The following is a 22,792-nucleotide window of genomic DNA, read 5'->3' on the forward strand; positions in this document are numbered from 1 at the left end:
TTTTGTGCCCTTTCAGGTACTAAAAATTAGTACTTTCGTAGGGTTTTTTGTTCCTTTTGATTTTATTTGTGTATATAATGTTCACAAGAATTCGATGAATTAACTTTCATTAAACAAATGACTTTAACTTTGTGCCATTAATGCACTTTTTCATTTTGAGGGAAAAAATGACTAACTCACTATTAAAATATAAAAAATTGAGTGCAGTGATCGCACTTACGTTAGCCAGTTCTACAACACTAGCCGCAGATTTAGGCGTCGCCAACAATTTTTCAGCATTTGTTTTTGAAGATTTTAAATCGAACTTTGGCCGTGCAGATGGCGCAATTGCCGCCGGTGAAATAGACCTTAAAGGTTACAGTGTAGGCTACACTCGCCCTTCAAACCCAGGTGAGCACTATTTAATTAGCGAGTCTACTATCGACTTTAAATATGGCCGCCAATATGTAGGTAGTATGGTTGCTAGCGGCGCTACAGATGTTAACTGGTCTGTACGTTGGGGTATGGAGCGAGGCTCTGAAATTTTATCTAATCAAGACGAATCGGCCATGCCATTTAGTTTTGATGAGCAAGAACAATATTACAAAGATTTAAGCACGGACTTAAGTCAGCTTGATCTTACAGGTTCTGTATCAAGCAAATGGGGTGGCCTTTACTTAGAAGGTGATGGCAGTTCTGATACTCAAGTATTTAATTTAGATGCTCGCCAATTTGCAAAAGCGCATACCTTTAAAGTATGGGGCATTCCTGCTGATGCCACTGTAATTTTTAATATTACAGGTGACGACAACGTAAATGTTAAAGGTAAAAGCTTTGCATGGTTGCGTGCCCATGCAACTAAAACGGTATTCAATTTTACTAATGCCCAAAAGCTAGACATTAAGGGCAACCGCTGGGAAGGCGTTGTATTAGCACCATATGCTGATATTAGAGGTGTATATGGTACAGCTAAAATGCCTATTATCGGGCAAAGCTTTTACGGTTCAATGGCGCTATTAGGTGGTGAATTTGATGGTAACTTACCTGGTACAGTAGCACCTGTTTGTAACGAAATTAATATCGTTGATAAATGGAATTGGACTGCCAGTGAATATGAACCAACTTATATTGATGTAATTTCTACGCCATTGGCAGCTCAATTAAATGATGATAATGGTGATGGTATAATTGATGATCAAGATGTTGTAGACGTTTTGGTTGTCACTTTTGATTCAAGCCAGTTTAGAAAGCCAGGCATAATAAGGGCATTGAGTGGAATCGATGGCTCTGAATTATGGTTAACTAACAACCAAGATGGTTCTATTAGTTATAACCATATTAATTCACACGCTTACTATTCTGTAGCTATGGCTGATTTAGATAATGATGGATTAATTGATATTTTTGCCTATGACTCTGTAAATAAAACATTAAATATTTATAGTAATGAAGGTTTACTCAAAAAATCAATACCTCAACAAGTTGGGGGTGTTTTATACGGTAATCCAACTATTACAGACTTAAATGCTGATGGATATCCTGAAATTGTTTTTGGTAACATAATTTTAGACATTCAAAATGAATCTGTTAGAGAATTACAGAAGCCAAGCAATTACTCTTCTCTTCGTATTGTTGAGTCTACTGTAGTTGATGTTGACTTAGATGGTGTACAAGAAGTTCTAGCTAATGGTATTTTGTATAATCAATATGGAGAAGTTATTTGGTCAAAAGGCACAGATAATGGTGAGACATTTGCATTACCAGTTAATTTTGACAATGATGCTTATCCTGAAATAGTTCAGACAGACCTAGACGGTACCATAAGCTTATACGATCATGAAGGTAATCAATTATGGAGCATAAAAGCAGCATCAGCTGGAGCTGGTGTAAGCTCAATGGCTGACATTAATGGTGATGGCATTCCTGAAATAATTAACGCTGGTTCGACTGAACTTAGAGTTATTAACTCTAATGGTACTATTTTATCAACAACACCTATTAATGATATTTCTAGTATGCGAGTGGGTACAGTGGCTTATGATTTTAATAATGACGGAAAATCTGAAGTTATTTACCAAGATGAAGAAAAGTTAGAGGTTTTTGATTTTAATTTAAACCAAGTTATTTACTCTACTGTTCAGTCATCAGGTACTTTATGGGAATACCCAATTGTAGTTGATTTAGATGGTGATGGTTCTGGTGAAATTATTTCTGTATCTAATAGACTTCTATTAGGAGATAAACAGCCGACTAATGGTGTGCATGTTAAAACTTCAGGTAGTTGTAAATGGGCTCCTGCAACACGCATATGGAATCAGCATTCTTACTCAGGTGCTAATATAAACCAAAACGGGTCACTTCCATTACAACAAGAGAATAGCTGGGAAAAGTCTAATACTTTCCGTTCGGCTAACCTTAAATAAATAACAACACCTCCCTAAAAAGCCAATTATTTTTAATTGGCTTTTTATTATTGAAACCTGTAAAAGTATTTTTAAGTTAATTAGTTATTGTTTAATCTGAGGTTTTTTTGTCAAACTTAAAGCATGATCCTGCAATTAGAAGTTTGCTGGAGCGAATGCCTAAAAACGTTCAAACTACGTTTACTAATGAACAGCTAGCCCATTTAAAAATAGCTATTGGTGCTAGGCAGTGGGGTAACCATACTGTTGATTGTAGAGGCGTAGTTAAACTATTTAAATACCGATATTACTACGTATTATTAGCAGGTCGAAATAGGCGCGAGCTTAACGCTAAAGAACAAAAAATAGCTAAAATGACACAGGCTTTTTTACTCAGTGCTGCGATTACATTTTTATTTTTATTTGTTCTGTTGGTTATATATTTAATTAAATCGGCATTGGGAATTGATATTTTTGAAGGTTATTCGTTTGGGGTTTGGAGTTGGTTTAAAGGCTTGTTTAGCTAAAGATAGCTTTTATATTTAAGTTTATACATATGTTGCAATAAACGTTGATAGCATTTAAATGTTTATTGCCATAAAAATTAGTACTTTTGTCGTGAACTGTAATTGAACAAAAATGGCTAATACTATATTATCCCCCTTGGAATATTTGGGGTTAACCCATTAAGAATTAGCTACAAGGAATTAAGCAAAATGACATCTCCAAGGACTTTTAAACCCTCAGGTTCCTCTGATGCCAATTTTTACCGATTATTTGATATATTTGCGCTGTTTTTAGCCTTCCAGTGTGCTGCTTTACTCTATAGCTTTAAACTCACTCCTATTTATGTTGTTTCTGCGCTGACTGTAGCACTTAGCTATTTGTATAGTGCCGAGCTATTTTCTACCTATCGCTCTTGGCGTGCGGGTAAATTTAGAACAATGGTATTGTGTGCATGGGGCAGTGTTTTAATTGCCTTTGCGTTTTTATTAGTTGTGTCTTTTGTTTTTAAATTTACTGAATCACTCTCACGAGTTGGTGTTGTTATTTGGTTTACGCTAAGTGTTACGTATTTATATATTTGGCGCTTGGGAGTGTACTTATATAAACGTAGTCGCCGTAAATTAGGCTTATCTCAACGTAATGTTGCCATTATTGGCGCAACCGAATCGGCCGCTTATTTGCATGCTGAAATTGTAAAACACGATGAGTTAGGCTTTAACTTTAAAGGTTTTTACGACGATAGAAGCCCTGAACGTTTGTTTGAACAACTTGAACAGCAGGGTGTTGAAGGGCGCATTCAAAGTGCAGTGGATGCAGCGCGTAATGGCGACATAGACATACTTTATATAGCCCTCCCTATGAAAGCACAAAAGCGAATAGCTGATATTTTATTACAGTTAGGCGATACCACCGTTGACGTGCATATAGTACCAGACTTTTTATTGTCGAACTTGATACACGCCCGCATTGAACATGTAGGTGCTGTGGATACACTAAGCGTGTTTGAAGCACCATGTATTGGCGCCCATGAATTTATAAAACGCACAGAAGATATAGTCGTATCAGCTATTATTGTTGCTTTAATCACTCCCGTATTATTAACGATTGCTGCTGCAATCAAGCTGACATCTAAAGGGCCTATACTATTTAAGCAAGATCGCTATGGCTTAGATGGGCAAAAAATAAAAGTGTGGAAGTTTCGCTCTATGACAGTCACCGAAAACAGCGATGTGGTGACTCAGGCAACAAAAAATGATGCCCGCATTACCCCACTAGGTGGCTTTTTACGCCGTACTAGCCTTGACGAACTGCCGCAGTTTATAAATGTTTTAAAAGGCGATATGTCTATTGTTGGCCCTCGGCCCCATGCGGTTGCCCACAACGAAGAGTACCGAAAAAAAGTAGAGTTTTACATGTTTAGGCACAAAACCAAACCAGGCATTACCGGTTGGGCACAAATTAACGGCTGGCGCGGCGAAACCGACACCCTCGATAAAATGGCTAAGCGAGTTGAATACGATTTACATTACATTAAGCATTGGTCTTTATGGTTTGATGTTAAAATAATTTTTATGACAATTTTTAAGGGATTTAAAAGTGAAAATGCGTACTAATACAATTACCACTTTACTTGTTGCGTTAGGCTTATCTGCACCTGCATTGGCAGTAGAATTACAACCAGGCAGTGTAATGACTAAAGATGGCGCTGAGATTACACCTACACTGCAGCTAGGCGTGAGCAGCAACGACAACTTTTTTATGACTCCGTCTGCCACTCAGTCACGTTTAATATGGAATATAGCGCCAAGTTTAAATGCCTTAATTGAAGATGGCCCTGATAGCTATAAGTTTGATATTGCATCTAGCACGTCGTTTCATAATAAAGACACCACCGATAACTTTACCCAAGTAAATGTGGGCGCGGGTGTGCACAAAGAGTTTACTAGTCAACACCGCTTAGATATTACTGGTGATGCTGATTGGTTGTACGAGCCACGTGGTGGCGGATTAACTGAAGGCCAGGGCAGTGCGCTAGATGAGCTTGTAAACTACCAACAACAAAACTTAACTGCTCGCTACGAATACGGCGCACAAAGCTCTAAAGCACAGGTTGCTTTAACAGCAGGTTACTATAACAAAAACTATCAAAATTTTACGGCTGTGTCACAGTACCGTGATTACGATAAACCTATGTTAGGTGTTATAGGTTATTATAATACCCAAGCAGGCACGCGTGCCTTTTTAGAAGTAAAGCAAGAAAACTACCAATATGATGTAATTGACTCGAACGGTATTACCCGTGATTCAGACGACGTAAAAGTATTATTAGGTATGGAGTGGGAAGCCACAGCCGTTACTACTGGTTCTTTTAAAGTGGGTTACCAAAATAAAGATTTTGAGTCAAATCTGCGTGATAACTTTAGTGGTTTAAGCTGGGAAGCCGCAGCCGTTTGGAAGCCGTTGACTTATTCAACCTTGCAACTAGTTACTAGCCGTGCCGCTAAAGATCCGTTATTACAAGGCGATTACATTCGTGAGAGTGTTTACGGTGCAACGTGGCAGCATGACTGGAGTGATTATTTAAGCTCTGTAGTAAGCGCTAATTACGTTGACCAGCAATACTCTGGTAATTTTAACCGAAAAGATAAAGTTAAAAATGCCCGTTTAGGCTTAAATTATTTAGCCAGTAATTTTGGTATGGTAACAGGGTATGTTGATTTTATTGATCGTAATTCAACTCAAGCGGACATTGAATTTGACCGCGTGATTGTGGGCCTAAACTTTACATTTGCATTAAAGGGAAATGAATGAAGGTTAAAATTTTAACTGGCTTAATGTTGTTACTGAGCTTTTGTAGTTTTGCGAACGATTCGCAAAACTACATTTTAGGTGCGGGTGATAAAATAGAAATAAAAGTATTTGGTCAGCCCGATTTAGATGTAACCTCACTGCTTGGTAATAGCGGTGAGATTAATTACCCGTTTTTAGGTAAGGTTAAACTGGTGGGTTTAAGTGTTTCGCAAGTTGAGCAAACAATAAGCCAAGGCTTACAGCCTGACTATTTAGTTAACCCTAATGTGTATGCGCAAGTTATAGAATACCGGCCTTTTTATATACATGGTGAAGTTAAAGAGCCAGGCGCTTACCCTTACCAACCAGCTATGACGGTAAATCAAGCAATAGCATTAGCCGGTGGGTTAACCGAGCGCGCCTCGGTTGATAAAATATTTATTTTTAAAGAGCAAACCAAACAGCAGCAACAAAAAGGTAGTTTAAACAGCCAAATTGCAGCGGGTGACACCATAAAAATAGAACAGCGCTTGTTTTAAGCAGTTTAAGGCAGTAATTAAAAAATGAATACACACTCTGAAAAGCCTAACAACAACGAGGAAGTTATTGATTTAGGTGCTTATCTTAATGTTATTAAGCAAAGCAAATGGAAGATTTTAGGTTTTGCTATTGTAGTTACATTACTCACTATAATGGTTGCTTTAACTTTAGTGCCTAAATATGTAGCTACAGCCACTTTATTGATTGAATCGGAGCAAACCAAAGCGGTCAGCTTTGATGAAATTTATGGCTTAGATTCCACCAAAAAAGAGTACTATTTAACTCAGTTTGAAGTGATTAAGTCAAATAGCATTGCACGTGAGGTAATTACTAAACTTAATTTAAAAGATCATGCCGATTTTATTGCTAAACCTTCACTTACAGGTGAGTTAAAAGGCATGGTTAAGCAGTTACTGCCCTTTTTAAATAAAAAAGAAAGTTCTGATCTTAGTGAAGAGGAGCAAGCAGAGCGCGAGATGTTAGGTTTGCTTGCTGCATTCAAGTCACGTTTGAGTGTCTCTCCTATAATGAAAACGCAATTAGTGCGTGTAAGTTTTGAGTCGAGCGACCCTAAGCTGGCAGCTTTAGTAGCTAATACAGTAGGCGAGGTTTACATAGAAAGCCAAATGCGCGCTAAAATGGGCATTACCCAGCAAGCATCAAGCTGGTTAAACACGCGTTTATCTGAATTACGTATACAACTAGATAGCTCTGAAGTACGTTTACAAGCTTACCGAGAAGAACAAAAGCTGGTTGATATAGAAGGTATAGCAGGCCTTGTTACCCAAGAGCTTGAGCAAACCTCAAAACAGTTAGTTGATGCGCGTGCGACTAAAAATAACCTTGAAAGCATAAATCGTGTTATTAACGAATATGGTAACGATAACATAGAGTTACTTGGAAGCATGCCTGAAATTACTTCGCACCGTGTAGTACAAGATGTTAAACGCGAGGTTGTACTTGTTGAGCGTAAGGTGAGTGAGCTTAGTGAAGTTTACGGCCCTAAACACCCTAAAATGATCTCAGCTAAAGCTGAGCTTGCAACCGTAAAAACTAACCTTAATAAGCAAATTAAAGGGTTAATTACCGGTATAGAAAAAGAGCTTAACAGAACCACACGCACTGTAAATGCGCTTGAGCGTGACTTAGCTAAAATTCGCGCTGAATATCAAGATATTACCCGCAAAGAAACCCAATATAACCAACTAAAGCGTGAAGTAGAAACAAATCGTAATATTTTTAATACCTTTTTATCTCGCTCTAAAGAAACCGAAGTAACCAGTGACTTTAGCTCTGCAGCTGCGCGCTTTACAGACCGTGCTTTTGCACCAAATGAACCGAGCAAGCCTAACAAAAAGTTAATTGTTATTTTAGCCTTTGTAGCCAGTTTTGGTTTTGCAGTGGTAATGACTTTTGTTTTTGATGCCTTAAACGATACAGTTAAAAATAAAAATGATGTCGAAAATAAACTTGCTCAGCGTATGCTTGGTTTGTTGCCTCACGTTGCTGTTCCTAAAAAGAGCTTTTTTCCGATCCATGCTTATTTAGAAGATACCTATCGCCGTTTTGCTGAGTCGGTACGTACTTTCCGCACTAGTTTATTGCTCACCCATTTAGATAGAGCGCATCAGGTTATTGCAGTTACCTCTACTGCCCCAGGAGAAGGTAAAACCACCACCTCTGCCAATTTAGCGATGTCGTTGGCACAAATGGGCAAGGTATTACTGATAGATGCCGATTTACGTAAACCAACGTTAGCTAAACGTTTTGATATACCGGTATTTCACCCAGGTTTAAGTAATTTAATGATAGGTACTGAGCAATTAACTGAGTGTGTTCATATTGATACACAATCGGGTGTCACTATTATGCCAAGCGGGCAAATACCGTCTAATCCACTTGAGCTTTTATCAAACCCACGTTTTGCTGAATTACTTGGCGAGTTAAAAACACAGTACGATCACATTATTGTTGATACTCCGCCTACACAAGCAGTAAGTGATGCATTAGTAATCGCACAAAGTGTTGATTCGGTAGTATATGTTGTTAAATCCGACATAACCCGTATTAAACCAATTACAGCCGGCCTTGAGCGTTTATTTGAGGTAAAAGCCCACGTTGCCGGTGTAGTACTTAATAAGGTAGATATGAGTAAATCTAAAGATGAGCATAGTCATGGCTACTATGATTATTACGATTACTCTCAGCAACCTGAAAAGCCACAAGCGTAACGAAGTTAATTTATGATTGATATTCATACGCATATTTTGCCGGGTATTGATGATGGCGCTAAAGATTTAACTGAATCTTTAGCGCTTTTAAAATTGGCTGAAACCGATGGTATTACTCATATGGTAGCAACGCCACATATACATGTGGGTCGCTTTAACAATGCGACTAATCAAATACAAAACGATTTACAAAGTTTAAAGCTAGAGGCACATAAAGAAGGTATTAATGTAAAATTAGCTGCCGCTGCAGAGGTACGTTTAGACGTAGAACTGATGGCAATGGTGATGGCTAATAAACTGCCTTTTATTGGTAAAATAGCAGACAAAAATGTGTTGTTATTGGAGTTACCGCATTCACACATGCCACAAGGTTACGATAAGTTTATACAGTGGCTCGCCAAACAAAACATACGCGTTATTATTCCGCACCCAGAGCGTAATCGCGATATTCAGTCAAACCTTTATTATATTGAACACTTAAAGCAGTTAGGCTGCGACTTTCAATTAACTGCATCGAGTATTGAAGGCGAGTGGGGCGAAAGCGCACAAACTATAGCGTTACAAATGCTAAAAGATGGGGTAGTGAGCTATGTTGCCTCTGATGCGCATTCAGTAAAACGTCGACCGCCTATTTTAAGCCAAGCAAGAAATACAGTAGCGCAATTAATAGGTGAAGAGCAGGCTACAGCGCTTTTTGTAACTAACCCGCTGCAACTAACCGAGAGCTTATTTAATGACTAAATTAAACATGGTCAAGGTAGTGCCTGCTGTTATTTTAGCTCTAATAGTGCTTGTAATTGCATATAGCAGCATGCAAAGTATGCGCGCTAATGCATGGTACTTTCATGCGCTTAATATTGTGCAAGAGTCGGATGGCGCTTTATCTGGTTCATCGCTTCAAGCTGCAGAAAATGCGATTACGTTAGCTACGAATATGGATCCCGAGCATCCTCATTATTGGCATTTTTTAGCCCATATAAAATTACTAAGCCTCAGTGGTATAGATAGCACATCAAGTGAGCAATCAGATAAAGTAAAGCAAACATATCAACAAGCTGAGCAGGCTTTATTAAAGTCGGTTGAGCTTAGACAAACTTGGGCACAAACTTGGATGAGCTTAGCGCAGGTTGTAAGTTATCAAGAGGGACCAACAGAGCGGGTATACAATTATATTCAGCAAGCCAAAAAAGTCGGCCCGTATAAGTTAGATGTTCATTTAGGTATCATCCAAATTGCGTTAATGCATTGGAATGAACTACCACCTACTTACAAAGCCCTTTATGTGAATGAGCTAAAGTTAGCCTCTAAATATGGTTATAAATTTTATGATGTGTTTAGTATGGCTGAGCAAATGAATCGTTTGCCAATAGTGTGTTTATCGCTGCAATTTGGTTCTCACTATGAGGCTATTAGAGACAGTTGGATGTTTAATAAATACTGTGGTTAAAACACGAGCCACGGGTGGCGAGCTTCGGGTTGCGGGCTTCGAGCCACGGGTTTCGGGTAACGGGCCTTGAACCTCGCAGCTCGTTTACTCTGAACTTTAACCTTTTTTGAACCACAGAGAGCACCGAGGCGCTTCGCGCTGCACAGAGAAAAAGCTTCAATTTTGGAAATCTAATAACTTACAACAGTTCTTTAATCTTTTTGTCTTTAATCACTTTCTCTGTTTTCTCCTATCCTCTGTGGTAAATAAATCACTAAGTTCTTATTGTAATGCCCAGGTCCGGTTGTCCGATCCCCGCAACCAGTTAGCTATCTCCTAAAACCTTTATTTTTGAACCACAGAGAGCACCGAGGCGCTTCGCGCTGCACAGAGAATAAGCTTCAATTGCGGAAATCTAATAGCTAACAACAGTTCTTTAATCTTTGTCTTTAATTACTTTCTCTGTTTTCTCCTATCCTCTGTGGTAAATAAATTTTTAAGAGCTTATTGTAATGCCCAGGTCCGGTTGTCCGATCCCCGCAACCAGTTAACTTTCTCCTAAAACCTTTATTTTTGAACCTCAGAGAACACCGAGGCGCTTCGCGCTGCACTGAGAAAAAGCTTCAATTTTGGAAATCTAATAACTTACAACAGTTCTTTAATCTTTTTGTCTTTAATCACTTTCTCTGTTTTCTCCTATCCTCTGTGGTAAATAAATCACTAAGTTCTTATTGTAATGCCCTGGTCCGGTTGTCCGATCCCTGCAACCAGTTAACTATCTCCTAAAACCTTTATTTTTGAACCACTGAGAACACCGAGGCGCTTCGCGCTGCACAGAGAAAAGCTTCAATTTTGGAAATCTAATAACTAACAACAGTTCTTTAATCTTTTTGTCTTTAATCACTTTCTCTGTGTGCTCCTATCCTCTGTGGTAAATAAATCACTAAGTTCTTATTGTAATAATAGGGCCGGGTGAGTTATTAAGCTCGTAACCCGACTCTCGCAGCCCGTTAACTTTCGCCTAGACAAAAAAAGACCCAGAGCTATAAGAACTCTGGGTTATAGAGGGGCTCGTATTTGAGCCCTGCGCTAACTAAAGACACTTTCAGATTCTTAGGGAGAAGAAGAAAGTTATTTAAGTATAGTCAAAAGTGCTAAAAATACACATTTTTGTTCATTTTTTATACTGCAGTAATTACAGTGAGTTACATTTGTTATACACACCTTTATTAGAATTTACGCCCAGTTTATTAACTGCGTATTTTGTACTAAATCTCGTGGTAGTGAGTTTTTAACTTTATTTTTTTGCCATTTCCCTAAGCCAATAGGGCAACCACATAAAGTTAGGATTACCTCGCCGCTGGCTTTGGTTACCTCTTCTAGGCGTATATCTTTACCATTAAAGTAATCGTTAGCCTGTTCATTGGTTAATGCCAGTACATTACTTTTACACTGCTTACCAAATACCGTTGCAAATTCGTGCGTTAGGCGTACGCCATTTTTATGAATAACGCCTACTTGTATCCCTAATCGCGCATATTTAATTTTGTTTTGTATCGCTTCAAACTCATCAGGAAACAGCCAAAGCTCTTTGTCGCGTTGTTTTAACGTACCTGGCAGACTCGTTAAACCAAATTGCTTTTTAAGGAAGCTCATAAACGCAGCACTTTGTTTACTATCAAAGTCACTAAAGGGGAACGCGCCTTTTTTAACTTTTAATGTTTGGTTTTCGCAGCTGCTGTGCTTTTTAAATTTGGCAATAAAAAAGCCTTCGCTGTCGAAGGTTTGCGGCCAAACATGTAAGTAGCCCTCTGCGGTGGTGGCTTTTTCAGCGCCAGGGAAAAGGTCATTTAAAGGCTCTGGCGTAATGTATTCGCCAAATTCTTCTAGCAATGCATCACACACTTGTTGGTTTTCGAGTGGGGTTAATGTACAGGTTGAATACACCAGTGTACCGCCAGGTTTAAGTGCATAAAACGCACTTTTAATCAGATCTTTTTGTACTTGGGCAATGGTAATATTTGACTCGATTGACCAATTTTTTAGCGCGTCGCTATCTTTACGTACCGTGCCTTCGCCTGAACAAGGAGCATCAAGTAAAATGCTGTCGAAGCACTCAAACATGTAATTGCCAAATACCACACCATCAAAATGCGATAGCGCACAGTTACCTACACCTATACGCTTTAGCGTGGCACTGAGTACTTTTAAACGTGATGACGACAGCTCATTGGCCACAAGCACGCCTTGATTGTTCATTAACGCGGCAAGTTGTGAGGTTTTAGAGCCCGGTGCCGAGGCCATATCGAGCACTGTGTTACTGGTTTTAAGGCTTTGCTTTAGTGCCATTGGCGGCAACATTGAGCTTGCCTCTTGCACGTAAATAGCCCCGCTTAAGTGTAAGTCGGTATTACCCAACGCTAGGTTTTGCTCTTCAGCGTTTGGGCGCTCTAACCAAAAACCTTCGTCGCACCAAGGAATAGCGGTAAGTTGCCAGTTTTTTTGAGCCGCTTGTTGCTTAAACTCTTCAACACTCATTTTTAATGTATTAACGCGAACAGATTTACGTAGTGGACGACGACACGCACTTAAAAAGTCATCTAAGTTTAGGTGCTCGGGTAAATAGGTTTTTACGTCGTTAATAAATGGCTCAGGGATGTAAGTGTTTGCGTCCACGATTTGGCTCATACAGTCAAAATAAAGCAGGATAATAGCATTTTTAACGATTTTTTTCAGTGTTAAAAACGAAATAGTAACCATTAAAGGATGTCGACATCTTGTTGGGTTAAATAGCTTAAATACAAATTTTTATTATACTTTTGGCTAATAATGTCGACAATATGGCGGTTTTTCACTCGATTTAAGTGGTTTTAGGGTTGACAGGTATAAATAATAAGCACATAGTTAACCCATAAATTGTCGACAATATAAAAACACCTTATGACACAGCACTTTTTAAACGACACCGCAGTTACAACCGCTTCCGATAAAGTGTTTGTAGATATGCGTCGCGAGATAGTAGAAGGCAGTATTGCACAAGGCAGTAAAATATCTGAGCCGGAACTTGCAAAGCGTTATGGTGTGAGCCGTGCAACGCTTAGAGAGGCATTAAACCGTTTAGAAAGTTGTTATTTAGTTGAGCGCAAAGCCAATATAGGTTGCCGTGTTGTGGCATTAACCGCAGAGCGTTTAATTGAGGTTTACCAAGTGCGCAGTGCTCTTGAGGGACTTGCATGTAGGTTAGCTGCCGACAATATGGAACCAGATGAAGTGCAAGGCTTGAAACAATTACTTAATCAGCATTTGCAAACTCAGCGTGTTAAAGAAGGTGAGTCGTACTATCAAGAAGCAGGCGACCTAGACTTTCATTATAGAATAATCAAAGGCAGTAAAAACGCACACTTAATACATTTGCTATGCCACGACCTGTACCAGTTAATAAGAATGTACCGTGTACAAATGGGTATGGTAGGGCCGCGAGTATCGAAAGCATTTGACGAACACTTAGCCATTATTAACGCCATAGAAAATCATGATGGTGAGCTGGCAGAAATGCTAATGAAGCGCCATATCAGTGCATCACAAGCAAATATACAAACAAAATTTGATAGATATCAATCAGTACAAGCCACTCAAAATGAAGTGGTTAACTAGGGTCTGTTGACCTTTGCGGATTATAATTTGTTCAAACTAGGAGCGGTTTAATCACGGCGCGAGGTTTGTAACCTAGTGGGCTAAGTAAAAACCGAGCAACAAAGAGTAAATCGCTCCTAGGCAGAACCCAAAGGGCAGCGCCTGTTTAGTATTGATGCTGCATTATCGCCTATTTATGTGGAATAACCACACCACATAGGCTCTGCCTTGCCTAAATACCAAACAGGCTGCTGCAAATTAAATTTTGAAAGGTCAATAGACCCTAATACATATGTCACATTATTAAAAAATACTAAGTTGCCAAAGAGCAGCCCCGTTCAAAGTTAGGAGAAGGTAATGTCAGCAGGATTAAAATTTAAACAGGTAATTGCAAATAACCACCCGTTACAAGTGGTAGGTACTATTAACGCGTACACCGCGATGATGGCTGAAAAAATGGGCCATCAGGCTATTTATTTATCGGGTGCAGGTGTGGCTAATGCCTCATTTGGTATGCCAGATTTAGGGATGACCAGCCTTGATAACGTGCTTGAAGATATTCGCCGTATTACCGGTGCTAGCGATTTACCTTTGTTAGTGGATGCCGACACAGGTTGGGGTGGGGCGTTTAATATTGCCCGTACCGTTAAAGAAATGACTAAAGCGGGGGCAGCAGGCTTTCATATTGAAGACCAAGTGGCGCAAAAGCGTTGTGGCCATCGCCCTAATAAAGAAATAGTTACCCAAGCTGAAATGGTAGACCGAATTAAAGCGGCGGTTGATGCTAAAACCGATAGCGATTTTTACATTATGGCGCGCACCGATGCGTTTCAAAAAGAAGGCTTAAATGCAGCAATAGACCGTGCAGCAGCCTGTGTTGAGGCGGGGGCCGATGCGATTTTTGCAGAAGCGGTTCATGACCTTGCTGATTACCAAGCATTTACCAAAGCGATTAATGTGCCTATTTTGGCCAACATTACCGAGTTTGGCCAAACCCCAATTTACACCAAAGAGCAATTAAGCGATGTGGGCGTAGAAATGGTGCTTTACCCATTAAGTGCATTTAGAGCAATGAACAAAGCCGCACTCAATGTGTATTCGGCTATTTTGAATGAAGGTTCTCAACAAAGCCAAATTGAAAACATGCAAACGCGTGCAGAGCTTTACGACTTTTTAGATTATCACTCGTACGAAAACACACTCGATAACCTTTTTTCAGCAAAATCTGACAAATAATAAAAATTTCAACAGGAGACAAATCATGGTAGATAAAGCATTAGGTGGCGCAGGCTTACGTGGCCAAGTAGCAGGACAAACAGCATTATGTACAGTAGGGCAAACAGGCTCAGGTTTAACTTACTGTGGTTACGACATTAGCGAACTGGCTGAAAAAGCGCAGTTTGAAGAAGTGTCGTTTTTACTTTCACGCGGCGAGCTACCAACATCAAGCGAACTGGCAAAGTACAAAGCTAAACTTAAAAGTTTACGCGGTTTACCAGAGGCACTAAAAACAGTGCTTGAGAACATTCCTAAAGAGGCACATCCTATGGATGTAATGCGCACAGGGTGTTCTATGCTAGGTAACCTTGAAATGGAAAACGACTTTAGCGAAGCAAACGATGCGATTGACCGCATGGTGGCAATTTTCCCAAGTATTATTTGTTACTGGTATCGTTTTACCCATGACGGTGTTCGCATTGAAACACAAACGGATGATGATTCAGTAGGCGCACACTTTTTAACGCTATTACACGATAAAGCGCCAAGTGAATTATTTGCACAAGTAATGAATGTATCACTAATTTTGTACGCAGAGCATGAATTTAATGCCTCTACCTTTACCGGTCGCGTGTGTGCATCAACGCTTTCTGATATTCACTCATGTGTAACTGGCGCAATTGGTACCTTACGTGGTCCACTGCATGGTGGTGCCAACGAAGCCGCCATGGATATGATTGAAGGCTTTAGCAGTGCTGATCAAGCAGAAGATGCACTTATGGGGATGCTTGAGCGTAAAGATAAAATTATGGGCTTTGGCCACGCTATTTACCGCGAGTCGGATCCGCGTAATGTAATTATTAAAAAATGGTCTGAAAAATTAGCCGCAGAAGTGGGTGATGAGGTGCTTTACCCAGTATCAGTTCGCTGTGAAGAAGTTATGTGGCGTGAGAAGAAGTTATTCTGTAATGCTGACTTTTTCCATGCATCGGCGTACCACTTTATGGGTATTCCTACCAAGTTATTCACGCCTATCTTCGTAATGAGCCGCGTAACTGGTTGGACCGCGCATGTAAAAGAGCAACGTGCAAATAACCGTATTATTCGCCCAAGTGCTGATTACACCGGGCCAGATGCGCGTAACTACACGCCAATTGAATCAAGAGGCTAATTAGTTAGCGTTTAAGGTGAGCCTAGCTCACCTTTTATTGTTTATAGCGCTGATGATTACTCATTATAGCGCTTTAGCGTACTCTCCTCCGTCACCAAATTAGCGAATTTATTATGACCATTATTAATAACACCCAATACCGTAAGCCTTTACCAGGCTCAAATGTTGATTACTACGATACCCAAGCCGCCGTCGATGCCATTAAGCCAGGCGCATACGCTACACTACCTTACAGTTCGCGTGTATTTGCCGAAAACTTAGTGCGTCGCTGTGAGCCCGAAATGCTAACCGATGCGCTTAGCCAAATAATTGAGCGTAAACAAGACTTAGACTTTCCGTGGTATCCGGCACGCGTTGTATGTCACGATATTTTAGGGCAAACCGCACTGGTTGATTTAGCGGGCCTGCGTGATGCTATTGCTGCAAAAGGCGGCGATCCTGCAAAAGTAAATCCGGTTGTACCTACTCAACTGATTGTGGATCATTCATTAGCTGTTGAGCACGCAGGTTTTGATCCCGATGCATTTGAAAAAAACCGCGCCATTGAAGATAGACGCAACGATGACCGTTTTCATTTTATAAATTGGACCAAAACCGCGTTTAAAAATATTGATGTGATCCCACCGGGTAATGGCATCATGCATCAAATTAACCTTGAAAAAATGTCGCCGGTGATTCAAAACCGCGATGGCATTGCGTTCCCAGATACCTTAGTAGGTACCGACAGCCATACCCCACATGTTGATGCTTTAGGTGTTATTGCTGTTGGCGTAGGTGGCCTTGAAGCCGAAAGCGTAATGCTTGGGCGCGCATCATATATTCGTTTACCAGATATAGTGGGCGTAGAGCTTACCGGTAAACGCCAGCCTGGCATAACTGCAACCGATATTGTACTGGCGATTACCGAATTTTTACGTGAGCAACGTGTGGTATCGACTTACCTTGAGTTTTACGGTGAAGGGGCTGATGCACTAACCCTGGGTGATAGAGCGACCATTTCGAACATGACCCCAGAATTTGGCGCCACCGCGGCTATGTTCTACATTGACGATAAAACTATTGATTACTTGCGTTTAACAGGCCGTGATGAAGATCAAATTGCCCTGGTAGAAAACTACGCTAAAACAGCAGGTTTATGGAGTGATAGCTTAAAAACTGCTCAATACGATCGCGTACTTAAATTTGACCTATCAAGTGTAGGGCGCAACATTGCAGGGCCTTCAAATCCGCATCGTCGTGTATCTACCAGCGATTTAGCAGCGCAAGGTATTTCGGGTGTTGTTGAAAATGAAGAAGGCTTAATGCCAGATGGCGCCTGTATTATCGCCGCTATTACCAGCTGTACTAATACCAGTAACCCGCGCAATGTAATTGCTGCAGGTTTATTAGCGCGAAATGCAAACGCTAAAGGCTTAATGCGTAAACCGTGGGTTAAAACATCCCTGGCACCGGGTTCAAAAGCGGTGCAGTCGTACCTTGAAGATGCAAACTTACTCACTGAACTAGAGCAACTCGGTTTTGGTATTGTGGGTTTTGCCTGTACTACCTGTAACGGCATGAGTGGTGCGTTGGACCCTAAAATTCAACAAGAAGTGATTGATCGCGACCTATATGCAACGGCTGTGCTTTCGGGCAACCGTAACTTTGATGGCCGAATTCATCCGTATGCTAAGCAAGCGTTTTTAGCGTCACCACCTTTAGTAGTTGCTTATGCAATTGCGGGCACCATTCGTTTTGATATAGAAAAAGATATACTCGGTAAAGATCAGCAAGGTAACGATGTAACCTTAAAAGATTTATGGCCATCTGATGAAGAAATAGATGCGGTTATCAAACAAAGCGTAAAACCAGAGCAGTTTAGAAAAGTATACGAGCCAATGTTTAACTTAACCGTTGATTACGGCGAAGATAACGACCCTCTATACGATTGGCGCCCAGAGAGTACGTATATTCGCCGCCCACCTTACTGGGAAGGAGCATTGGCAGGTGAGCGCAGTATGACAGGTATGCGCGCGTTGGCAGTGCTTGGCGATAACATTACAACCGATCACTTATCACCTTCTAATGCGATTATGGCCAGCAGCGCAGCAGGTGAATACTTAACTAAAATGAACGTACCAGAAGAAGACTTTAACTCATACGCAACGCACCGAGGCGATCACTTAACCGCACAACGAGCTACATTTGCAAACCCTAAACTATTGAACGAAATGGTATTAGATGAAAACGGAGAAGTGAAGCAAGGATCGTACGCACGTATAGAGCCAGAGGGTGAAAATACGCGTATGTGGGAAGCAATCGAAACCTACATGCAGCGTAAACAGCCACTCATTATTGTGGCAGGTGCTGATTATGGCCAAGGCTCTTCGCGCGATTGGGCAGCAAAAGGCGTTAGGCTTGCTGGTGTTCAGGTTATTGCAGCCGAAGGGTTTGAACGTATTCACCGTACTAACTTAATTGGTATGGGCGTATTGCCGCTTGAATTTAAACCAGGCACAACGCGTAAAACACTTAATCTAGATGGTAGCGAAAGCTACGACGTGAAGGGCGAACCAACACCAGGTGCAACTTTAGAATTAGTGATCACCCGCAAAAATGGTGAAGTAGTCACTGTGCCAATGAAATGCCGATTAGATACGCAAGAAGAGCTTTCTATTTATGCGGCAGGCGGTGTATTGCAACGCTTTGCACAAGACTTTTTAGAAGCCACGCAAGCATCATAAGGACATAAAACAGATGTTTAAACCACAAATTAAAGTGCCAGCGACCTATATGCGTGGCGGCACCAGTAAAGGCGTGTTTTTTAATTTAACCGATTTACCCGCACCTGCCCAAGTGGCAGGTGAGGCGCGCGATAACTTATTACTGCGCGTTATTGGTAGCCCCGATCCTTATGGTAAACAAACTGATGGTATGGGTGGCGCAACCTCAAGCACTAGTAAAACAGTTATTTTAAGTAAAAGTGAACAGCCCGATCACGATGTTGACTATTTATTTGGGCAAGTTGCTATCGATAAAGCGTTTGTTGATTGGAGTGGTAACTGCGGCAATTTAACCTCTGCTGTGGGCGCGTTTGCCATCAGCAATGGTTTAGTGGATAAATCTCGCGTACCGGATAATGGTATTGCTATTGTGCGCGTATGGCAGGCGAACATTAAAAAAAGTATTTTAGTGCATGTACCCATGACCAACGCTCAAGTACAAGAAACCGGTGACTTTGAGTTAGATGGTGTTACCTTTGCTGCCGCTGAAGTAAAGCTTGAATTTATTGACCCTGCTGATGGCGATGGTGCGCTATTTCCAACAGGCAATGTGGTTGATGATTTAGAAGTACCAGGTGTGGGGACATTAAAAGCAACTATGATCAACGCAGGTATCCCTACTATTTTTGTAAATGCCAGCGATATTGGTTATTCCGGTACTGAGCTACAAGATGATATAAACGCTGATGAAGCCGCACTCACTAAGCTTGAAACCATTCGTGCCTATGGCGCGATAAAAATGGGACTAATTAGTACTATTAATGAAGCGCAAGCACGCCAACACACACCTAAAGTGGCGTTTGTGGCTGCACCGCTTAATTACAAATCATCAAGTGGTAAGCAAGTTAATGCAAGCGATATAGATTTGTTAGTACGTGCAATGTCAATGGGTAAGTTACACCATGCAATGATGGGCACAGCCGCTGTCGCTATTGGCACAGCAGCCGCAATTGACGGAACATTAGTTAATTTGGCCGCTGGTGGCGGTGCTATTAACGAGGTTAACTTTGGTCACCCATCGGGCACACTTAAAGTAGGTGCCGAGGCGGTTGTTACAAATGGCCAATGGCAAGTGACTAAAGCGAGTATGAGCCGCAGCGCACGTGTATTAATGGAAGGCTGGGTAAGAGCGCCATTTGATTATGACTAACTAGCACCCAAAATACGTACTATAGTAAAATAATAAGCCGCGAATCTAACTTAGTTTGCGGCTTTTTTATTTAGCCATTCAATAAGTTGTAAAATACACTTTGTTGGGGGTTATTCAATAAATAGCAGTATTTTTCTGTTATGTCGGCAAATATTCACTTATATTAAAATGAACATTAGGGTCTGTTGACCTTTCAAGGTTAAATTTGCAGTAGTCTGTTTGGTATTTAGGCAAGGCAGAGCCTATGTGGTGTGGTTATTCCCCATAAATAGGCGATAACGCAGCATCAATGCCAAACAGGCGCTGCCCGAAGGGTTCTGCCTAGGGGCGATTTACTCTTTGTTGCCTAAATGGATGTAGGTAAGGGGCGTGAGCAGGACGCCGAAGCTTTGCTCGGTTTTTACTTATTCTTACATGGATGTAAGCCAGTAGAATAACGCAGGAGCAGTTATCGAGTCCACTAGGTTACAAACCTCGCGCCGCGATTAAACAGCTCCTAGTTTGAACAAATTGTAATCCGCAAAGGTTAACAGACCCTAGCCCGTGTATTTTTTCAATACAGTTTGTACGGAGTGCATTAATGGATTTATCAAGGCTAAATGCAGAAAGGTTAATACAAAACTTACAAACCGGTGTGGTGGTGCATTCACCAGACACAGGAATTTTGTATGCAAACCCTGCGGCTTTAAATATTTTACGTTTAACAAAAGAGCAAGCGTTAGGGCGCGACTCGTTTGATAGTAAATGGAAAATACTGGATGAGTTTCGTCAACCTCTGCAGAGTTCTCAGTATCCTGTTAGCATGGTTATTGAAACCCAAAAACCACTGATGAATGTTGAAATAGGTATATGTGATAGCTCAAGCGACGAAATTACATGGGTGCTATGTAATGCTTATCCAGAGTTTGACGAGCAGAACAATATTGCTGAAATAGTCGTCACTTTTATCGATATTACTCACCAAAAACAAGCTATTCCATTTAAAGACATTGTTGAATTAGCCAGCGACGTTATTTTAGTAACCGAGGCAACCCCTATTACTGATGATGGCCCTAAAATTGTTTATGCAAACCAATCGTTTACAAAGGTGACAGGTTATCAATTAGATGAGGTAAAAGGAAAAACGCCGCGAATGTTACAAGGCGCTAAAACACAACAAGCCACGCGCGATAAAATTAGGCATGCGCTAGAAAATAAACAGCAAGTATCTGAGCAAATACTAAATTATAAAAAATCAGGTGAGCCTTATTGGATTGATATGAATATTTTTCCATTAAAAAATGCGTTAGGTGAGGTGGCTTACTATGCAGCGATTGAGCGCGATATTACAAAAATGAAGCAGTATCAAGCACAACTAAAAGATTTAACCATTAAAGATCCGCTTACTAATTTGCTCAACCGAAGAGGGTTTATGGAAACAGCTAAACTTGCACTTGATGAGTGTATTAAAGACAGCCAGCACTTAACCCTTACGATGATAGATATAGATCACTTTAAGCGCATTAACGATCAATTTGGCCACGAAGGCGGAGATAGTGTGTTGCAAAGCATAGCTGCTACGTTTAAATCATTTTGTGACAGTGAAGATATTATAGCGCGTTTAGGAGGAGAAGAGTTTTGCATTGTTTCGCCTACCAAATGTGTCAGTACCGTTGTTAAAACCTTAGCAAAGTTGCAAGATCATTTAAAAGATAACCCAGTGCAGTTATCAAGTGGCGGGCAGGTGAGTTATACAATAAGCAGTGGTGTATCAAGTTTGACTTCTGAGTCGTGTTCGCTGCAGGGATTATTAAGAAATGCCGATACAGCACTTTATAATGCAAAAACAACCGGACGGAACCAAACGGTGGTGTTTAACCAAAGCCTTAGACTATGAGTAGATATAACTGAAAACAGGCACGCTCAAATTTAGCTGCCTACGGCTTAATCGAGGTTATAACACTGCTGTTTTTTATTTTTTATAAAGCGCTCAAATTCATTATTTGCACGCATATTCGCTATTTCTGCGTTGATATCATCTAAGATAAATTGCCAATTAGGCGTACTTTTACTGATTTCATAATACAAGGCTTTGTATTCTATGCTTGGCGTTAATGCAACTAGCGCGCTAAGCATCCTCTTTTTTTCTCTAGCTGATAATAGTGATTTATAAATACTGGCTCTTAGCACTTCTAAGTCGGCAACAATAAGCTCAACCCGACCATTTAAAAGCAAATGAATAAGCTGATACTCACTGTTAGCAACGATGGTTTTTATTTCGCCTTGTTCAATAAGTTGATCTAATTCTTTACTATTTTTATATGAACGTACCACCCCCATAACCCTGTTTTTTACAGACTCAATACTGCCATCGTAATTTATGCTGTGATCTCTAAGTGCTACAAATGATAAGTCACCACCAGGAATGGGCTCAGATAACGCCAATAACTGATTACGTGTTTTGGTTAAAATGTTTTCTGACATTACATCGTCATTAATAAAATACTCAGGAAATAAAATATCAGCTTTACCTAATTCAGCTTCACGAACGGCACGCGCCCAAGGGTAAAACTCTATATGTACACCATAGCCGCGTTTTACTAATATGCTTACTGTGAGTTGATATAGCCAGCCCTTATTGCATAAGTGATCGTCTATATAAGGGGGCCAATTAAGTGTAACTAAGCGAAGAACTGTATCGGCTTTTAAATTATAGCCATAGCCGCTTTTGTATTTCTCTCCGGGAAGTGTGATATTTTTATTGTCGACCGTATAGGTTACTGGCGCAGGTTGTGCGTAAGTGAAAAGTGATAGTACTAAGGCAGCGATTAAAAATATTCTCATAAGGATAATGCATTTTTATCTTTGATATTAAGTTTAGTGCGTTATTTGGAATAAACAACTTAAATAGTGAGGTTCTTCTAGTATACAAACAATTAAATATAGCCTTAAAAAGCGATAGCTATTAACATGCAAAGGTAAGTAATTTCACTTTAATACGACA

Annotated in this window: 16 protein-coding genes; 14 read left to right on the plus strand and 2 right to left on the minus strand. The window is 40.4% G+C overall.

Annotation, left to right across the window (positions count from 1 at the left end; genetic code table 11):
• The first annotated feature begins 167 nt into the window (after positions 1-167).
• The 8 genes from A9479_RS07565 (at position 168) to A9479_RS07600 (ending at position 9,896) form a co-directional block, all read left to right on the plus strand.
• The gene (locus tag A9479_RS07565; protein ID WP_064663078.1) at positions 168-2,402 is read left to right on the plus strand and encodes a choice-of-anchor A family protein; all 2,235 of its coding nucleotides are present in this window, start codon (positions 168-170) and stop codon (positions 2,400-2,402) included.
• 155 nt (positions 2,403-2,557) lie between these two features.
• The gene (locus A9479_RS07570) at positions 2,558-2,908 is read left to right on the plus strand and encodes a 3-phosphoshikimate 1-carboxyvinyltransferase (protein WP_231893553.1); all 351 of its coding nucleotides are present in this window, start codon (positions 2,558-2,560) and stop codon (positions 2,906-2,908) included.
• 189 nt (positions 2,909-3,097) lie between these two features.
• A complete protein-coding gene (locus A9479_RS07575; RefSeq protein WP_064663080.1) occupies positions 3,098-4,501 on the plus strand; it encodes an undecaprenyl-phosphate glucose phosphotransferase in 1,404 nt (467 codons plus the stop codon).
• A complete protein-coding gene (locus tag A9479_RS07580; RefSeq protein ID WP_064663081.1) occupies positions 4,485-5,699 on the plus strand; it encodes an outer membrane beta-barrel protein in 1,215 nt (404 codons plus the stop codon). The genes A9479_RS07575 and A9479_RS07580 overlap by 17 nt, the downstream gene beginning before the upstream one ends.
• Complete coding sequence (locus A9479_RS07585) at positions 5,696-6,217, plus strand: polysaccharide biosynthesis/export family protein (protein ID WP_064663082.1); 522 nt, start codon at positions 5,696-5,698, stop codon at positions 6,215-6,217. The genes A9479_RS07580 and A9479_RS07585 overlap by 4 nt, the downstream gene beginning before the upstream one ends.
• Positions 6,218-6,241: 24 nt before the next feature.
• A complete protein-coding gene (locus tag A9479_RS07590; protein ID WP_064663083.1) occupies positions 6,242-8,449 on the plus strand; it encodes a polysaccharide biosynthesis tyrosine autokinase in 2,208 nt (735 codons plus the stop codon).
• Between the two features lie 12 nt (positions 8,450-8,461).
• A complete protein-coding gene (locus A9479_RS07595) occupies positions 8,462-9,190 on the plus strand; it encodes a tyrosine-protein phosphatase (protein ID WP_064663084.1) in 729 nt (242 codons plus the stop codon).
• Positions 9,183-9,896: a VpsP family polysaccharide biosynthesis protein gene (locus tag A9479_RS07600; RefSeq protein ID WP_064663085.1), complete on the plus strand. Its 714-nt coding sequence runs from the start codon at positions 9,183-9,185 to the stop codon at positions 9,894-9,896. The genes A9479_RS07595 and A9479_RS07600 overlap by 8 nt, the downstream gene beginning before the upstream one ends.
• 1,215 nt (positions 9,897-11,111) lie before the next feature.
• Here A9479_RS07600 and rsmF read toward each other — a convergent pair.
• The gene (rsmF, locus tag A9479_RS07605) at positions 11,112-12,551 is read right to left on the minus strand and encodes a 16S rRNA (cytosine(1407)-C(5))-methyltransferase RsmF (RefSeq protein ID WP_064663121.1); all 1,440 of its coding nucleotides are present in this window, start codon (positions 12,549-12,551) and stop codon (positions 11,112-11,114) included.
• A gap of 264 nt (positions 12,552-12,815) precedes the next feature.
• On the opposite strand from rsmF, the gene A9479_RS07610 reads away from it, so the two are divergent.
• The 6 genes from A9479_RS07610 (at position 12,816) to A9479_RS07635 (ending at position 21,685) form a co-directional block, all read left to right on the plus strand.
• A complete protein-coding gene (locus tag A9479_RS07610) occupies positions 12,816-13,529 on the plus strand; it encodes a GntR family transcriptional regulator (protein ID WP_064663086.1) in 714 nt (237 codons plus the stop codon).
• A 336-nt stretch (positions 13,530-13,865) separates the two neighbouring features.
• Complete coding sequence (gene prpB, locus A9479_RS07615; RefSeq protein WP_064663087.1) at positions 13,866-14,744, plus strand: methylisocitrate lyase; 879 nt, start codon at positions 13,866-13,868, stop codon at positions 14,742-14,744.
• A gap of 25 nt (positions 14,745-14,769) precedes the next feature.
• Complete coding sequence (gene prpC, locus A9479_RS07620; protein ID WP_064663088.1) at positions 14,770-15,897, plus strand: 2-methylcitrate synthase; 1,128 nt, start codon at positions 14,770-14,772, stop codon at positions 15,895-15,897.
• A gap of 113 nt (positions 15,898-16,010) precedes the next feature.
• Positions 16,011-18,620, plus strand: coding sequence for a Fe/S-dependent 2-methylisocitrate dehydratase AcnD (acnD, locus tag A9479_RS07625; RefSeq protein WP_064663089.1), 2,610 nt, complete (start codon positions 16,011-16,013; stop codon positions 18,618-18,620).
• A 13-nt stretch (positions 18,621-18,633) separates the two neighbouring features.
• Positions 18,634-19,809 carry a 2-methylaconitate cis-trans isomerase PrpF gene (gene prpF / locus A9479_RS07630; RefSeq protein WP_064663090.1) on the plus strand — a complete coding sequence of 392 codons (1,176 nt, stop codon included), beginning with the start codon at positions 18,634-18,636 and terminating at the stop codon, positions 19,807-19,809.
• A 580-nt stretch (positions 19,810-20,389) separates the two neighbouring features.
• A complete protein-coding gene (locus tag A9479_RS07635) occupies positions 20,390-21,685 on the plus strand; it encodes a diguanylate cyclase (RefSeq protein WP_064663091.1) in 1,296 nt (431 codons plus the stop codon).
• A gap of 47 nt (positions 21,686-21,732) precedes the next feature.
• On the opposite strand, the gene A9479_RS07640 is transcribed toward A9479_RS07635, so the two are convergent.
• On the minus strand, positions 21,733-22,632 hold the full coding sequence (locus A9479_RS07640; RefSeq protein ID WP_064663092.1) for an ABC transporter substrate-binding protein: 900 nt from the start codon (positions 22,630-22,632) through the stop codon (positions 21,733-21,735).
• Positions 22,633-22,792: the final 160 nt, after the last annotated feature.

The sequence above is a fragment of the Pseudoalteromonas sp. MQS005 genome (genome assembly GCF_001661605.1).
GTDB lineage: Bacteria > Pseudomonadota > Gammaproteobacteria > Enterobacterales > Alteromonadaceae > Pseudoalteromonas > Pseudoalteromonas tetraodonis.

Bases quoted from the DNA above. Each gene is read 5' to 3' on its own strand.
- prpC (WP_064663088.1), top strand. From the start codon at position 14,770: ATGGTAGATAAAGCATTAGGTGGCGCAGGCTTACGTGGCCAAGTAGCA.
- A9479_RS07600 (WP_064663085.1), top strand. From the start codon at position 9,183: ATGACTAAATTAAACATGGTCAAGGTAGTGCCTGCTGTTATTTTAGCT.
- A9479_RS07595 (WP_064663084.1), top strand. From the start codon at position 8,462: ATGATTGATATTCATACGCATATTTTGCCGGGTATTGATGATGGCGCT.
- prpF (WP_064663090.1), top strand. From the start codon at position 18,634: ATGTTTAAACCACAAATTAAAGTGCCAGCGACCTATATGCGTGGCGGC.
- A9479_RS07610 (WP_064663086.1), top strand. From the start codon at position 12,816: ATGACACAGCACTTTTTAAACGACACCGCAGTTACAACCGCTTCCGAT.
- A9479_RS07635 (WP_064663091.1), top strand. From the start codon at position 20,390: ATGGATTTATCAAGGCTAAATGCAGAAAGGTTAATACAAAACTTACAA.
- A9479_RS07575 (WP_064663080.1), top strand. From the start codon at position 3,098: ATGACATCTCCAAGGACTTTTAAACCCTCAGGTTCCTCTGATGCCAAT.
- acnD (WP_064663089.1), top strand. From the start codon at position 16,011: ATGACCATTATTAATAACACCCAATACCGTAAGCCTTTACCAGGCTCA.
- A9479_RS07585 (WP_064663082.1), top strand. From the start codon at position 5,696: ATGAAGGTTAAAATTTTAACTGGCTTAATGTTGTTACTGAGCTTTTGT.
- A9479_RS07640 (WP_064663092.1), bottom strand. From the start codon at position 22,632: ATGAGAATATTTTTAATCGCTGCCTTAGTACTATCACTTTTCACTTAC.
- A9479_RS07570 (WP_231893553.1), top strand. From the start codon at position 2,558: ATGCCTAAAAACGTTCAAACTACGTTTACTAATGAACAGCTAGCCCAT.
- A9479_RS07590 (WP_064663083.1), top strand. From the start codon at position 6,242: ATGAATACACACTCTGAAAAGCCTAACAACAACGAGGAAGTTATTGAT.
- A9479_RS07565 (WP_064663078.1), top strand. From the start codon at position 168: ATGACTAACTCACTATTAAAATATAAAAAATTGAGTGCAGTGATCGCA.
- prpB (WP_064663087.1), top strand. From the start codon at position 13,866: ATGTCAGCAGGATTAAAATTTAAACAGGTAATTGCAAATAACCACCCG.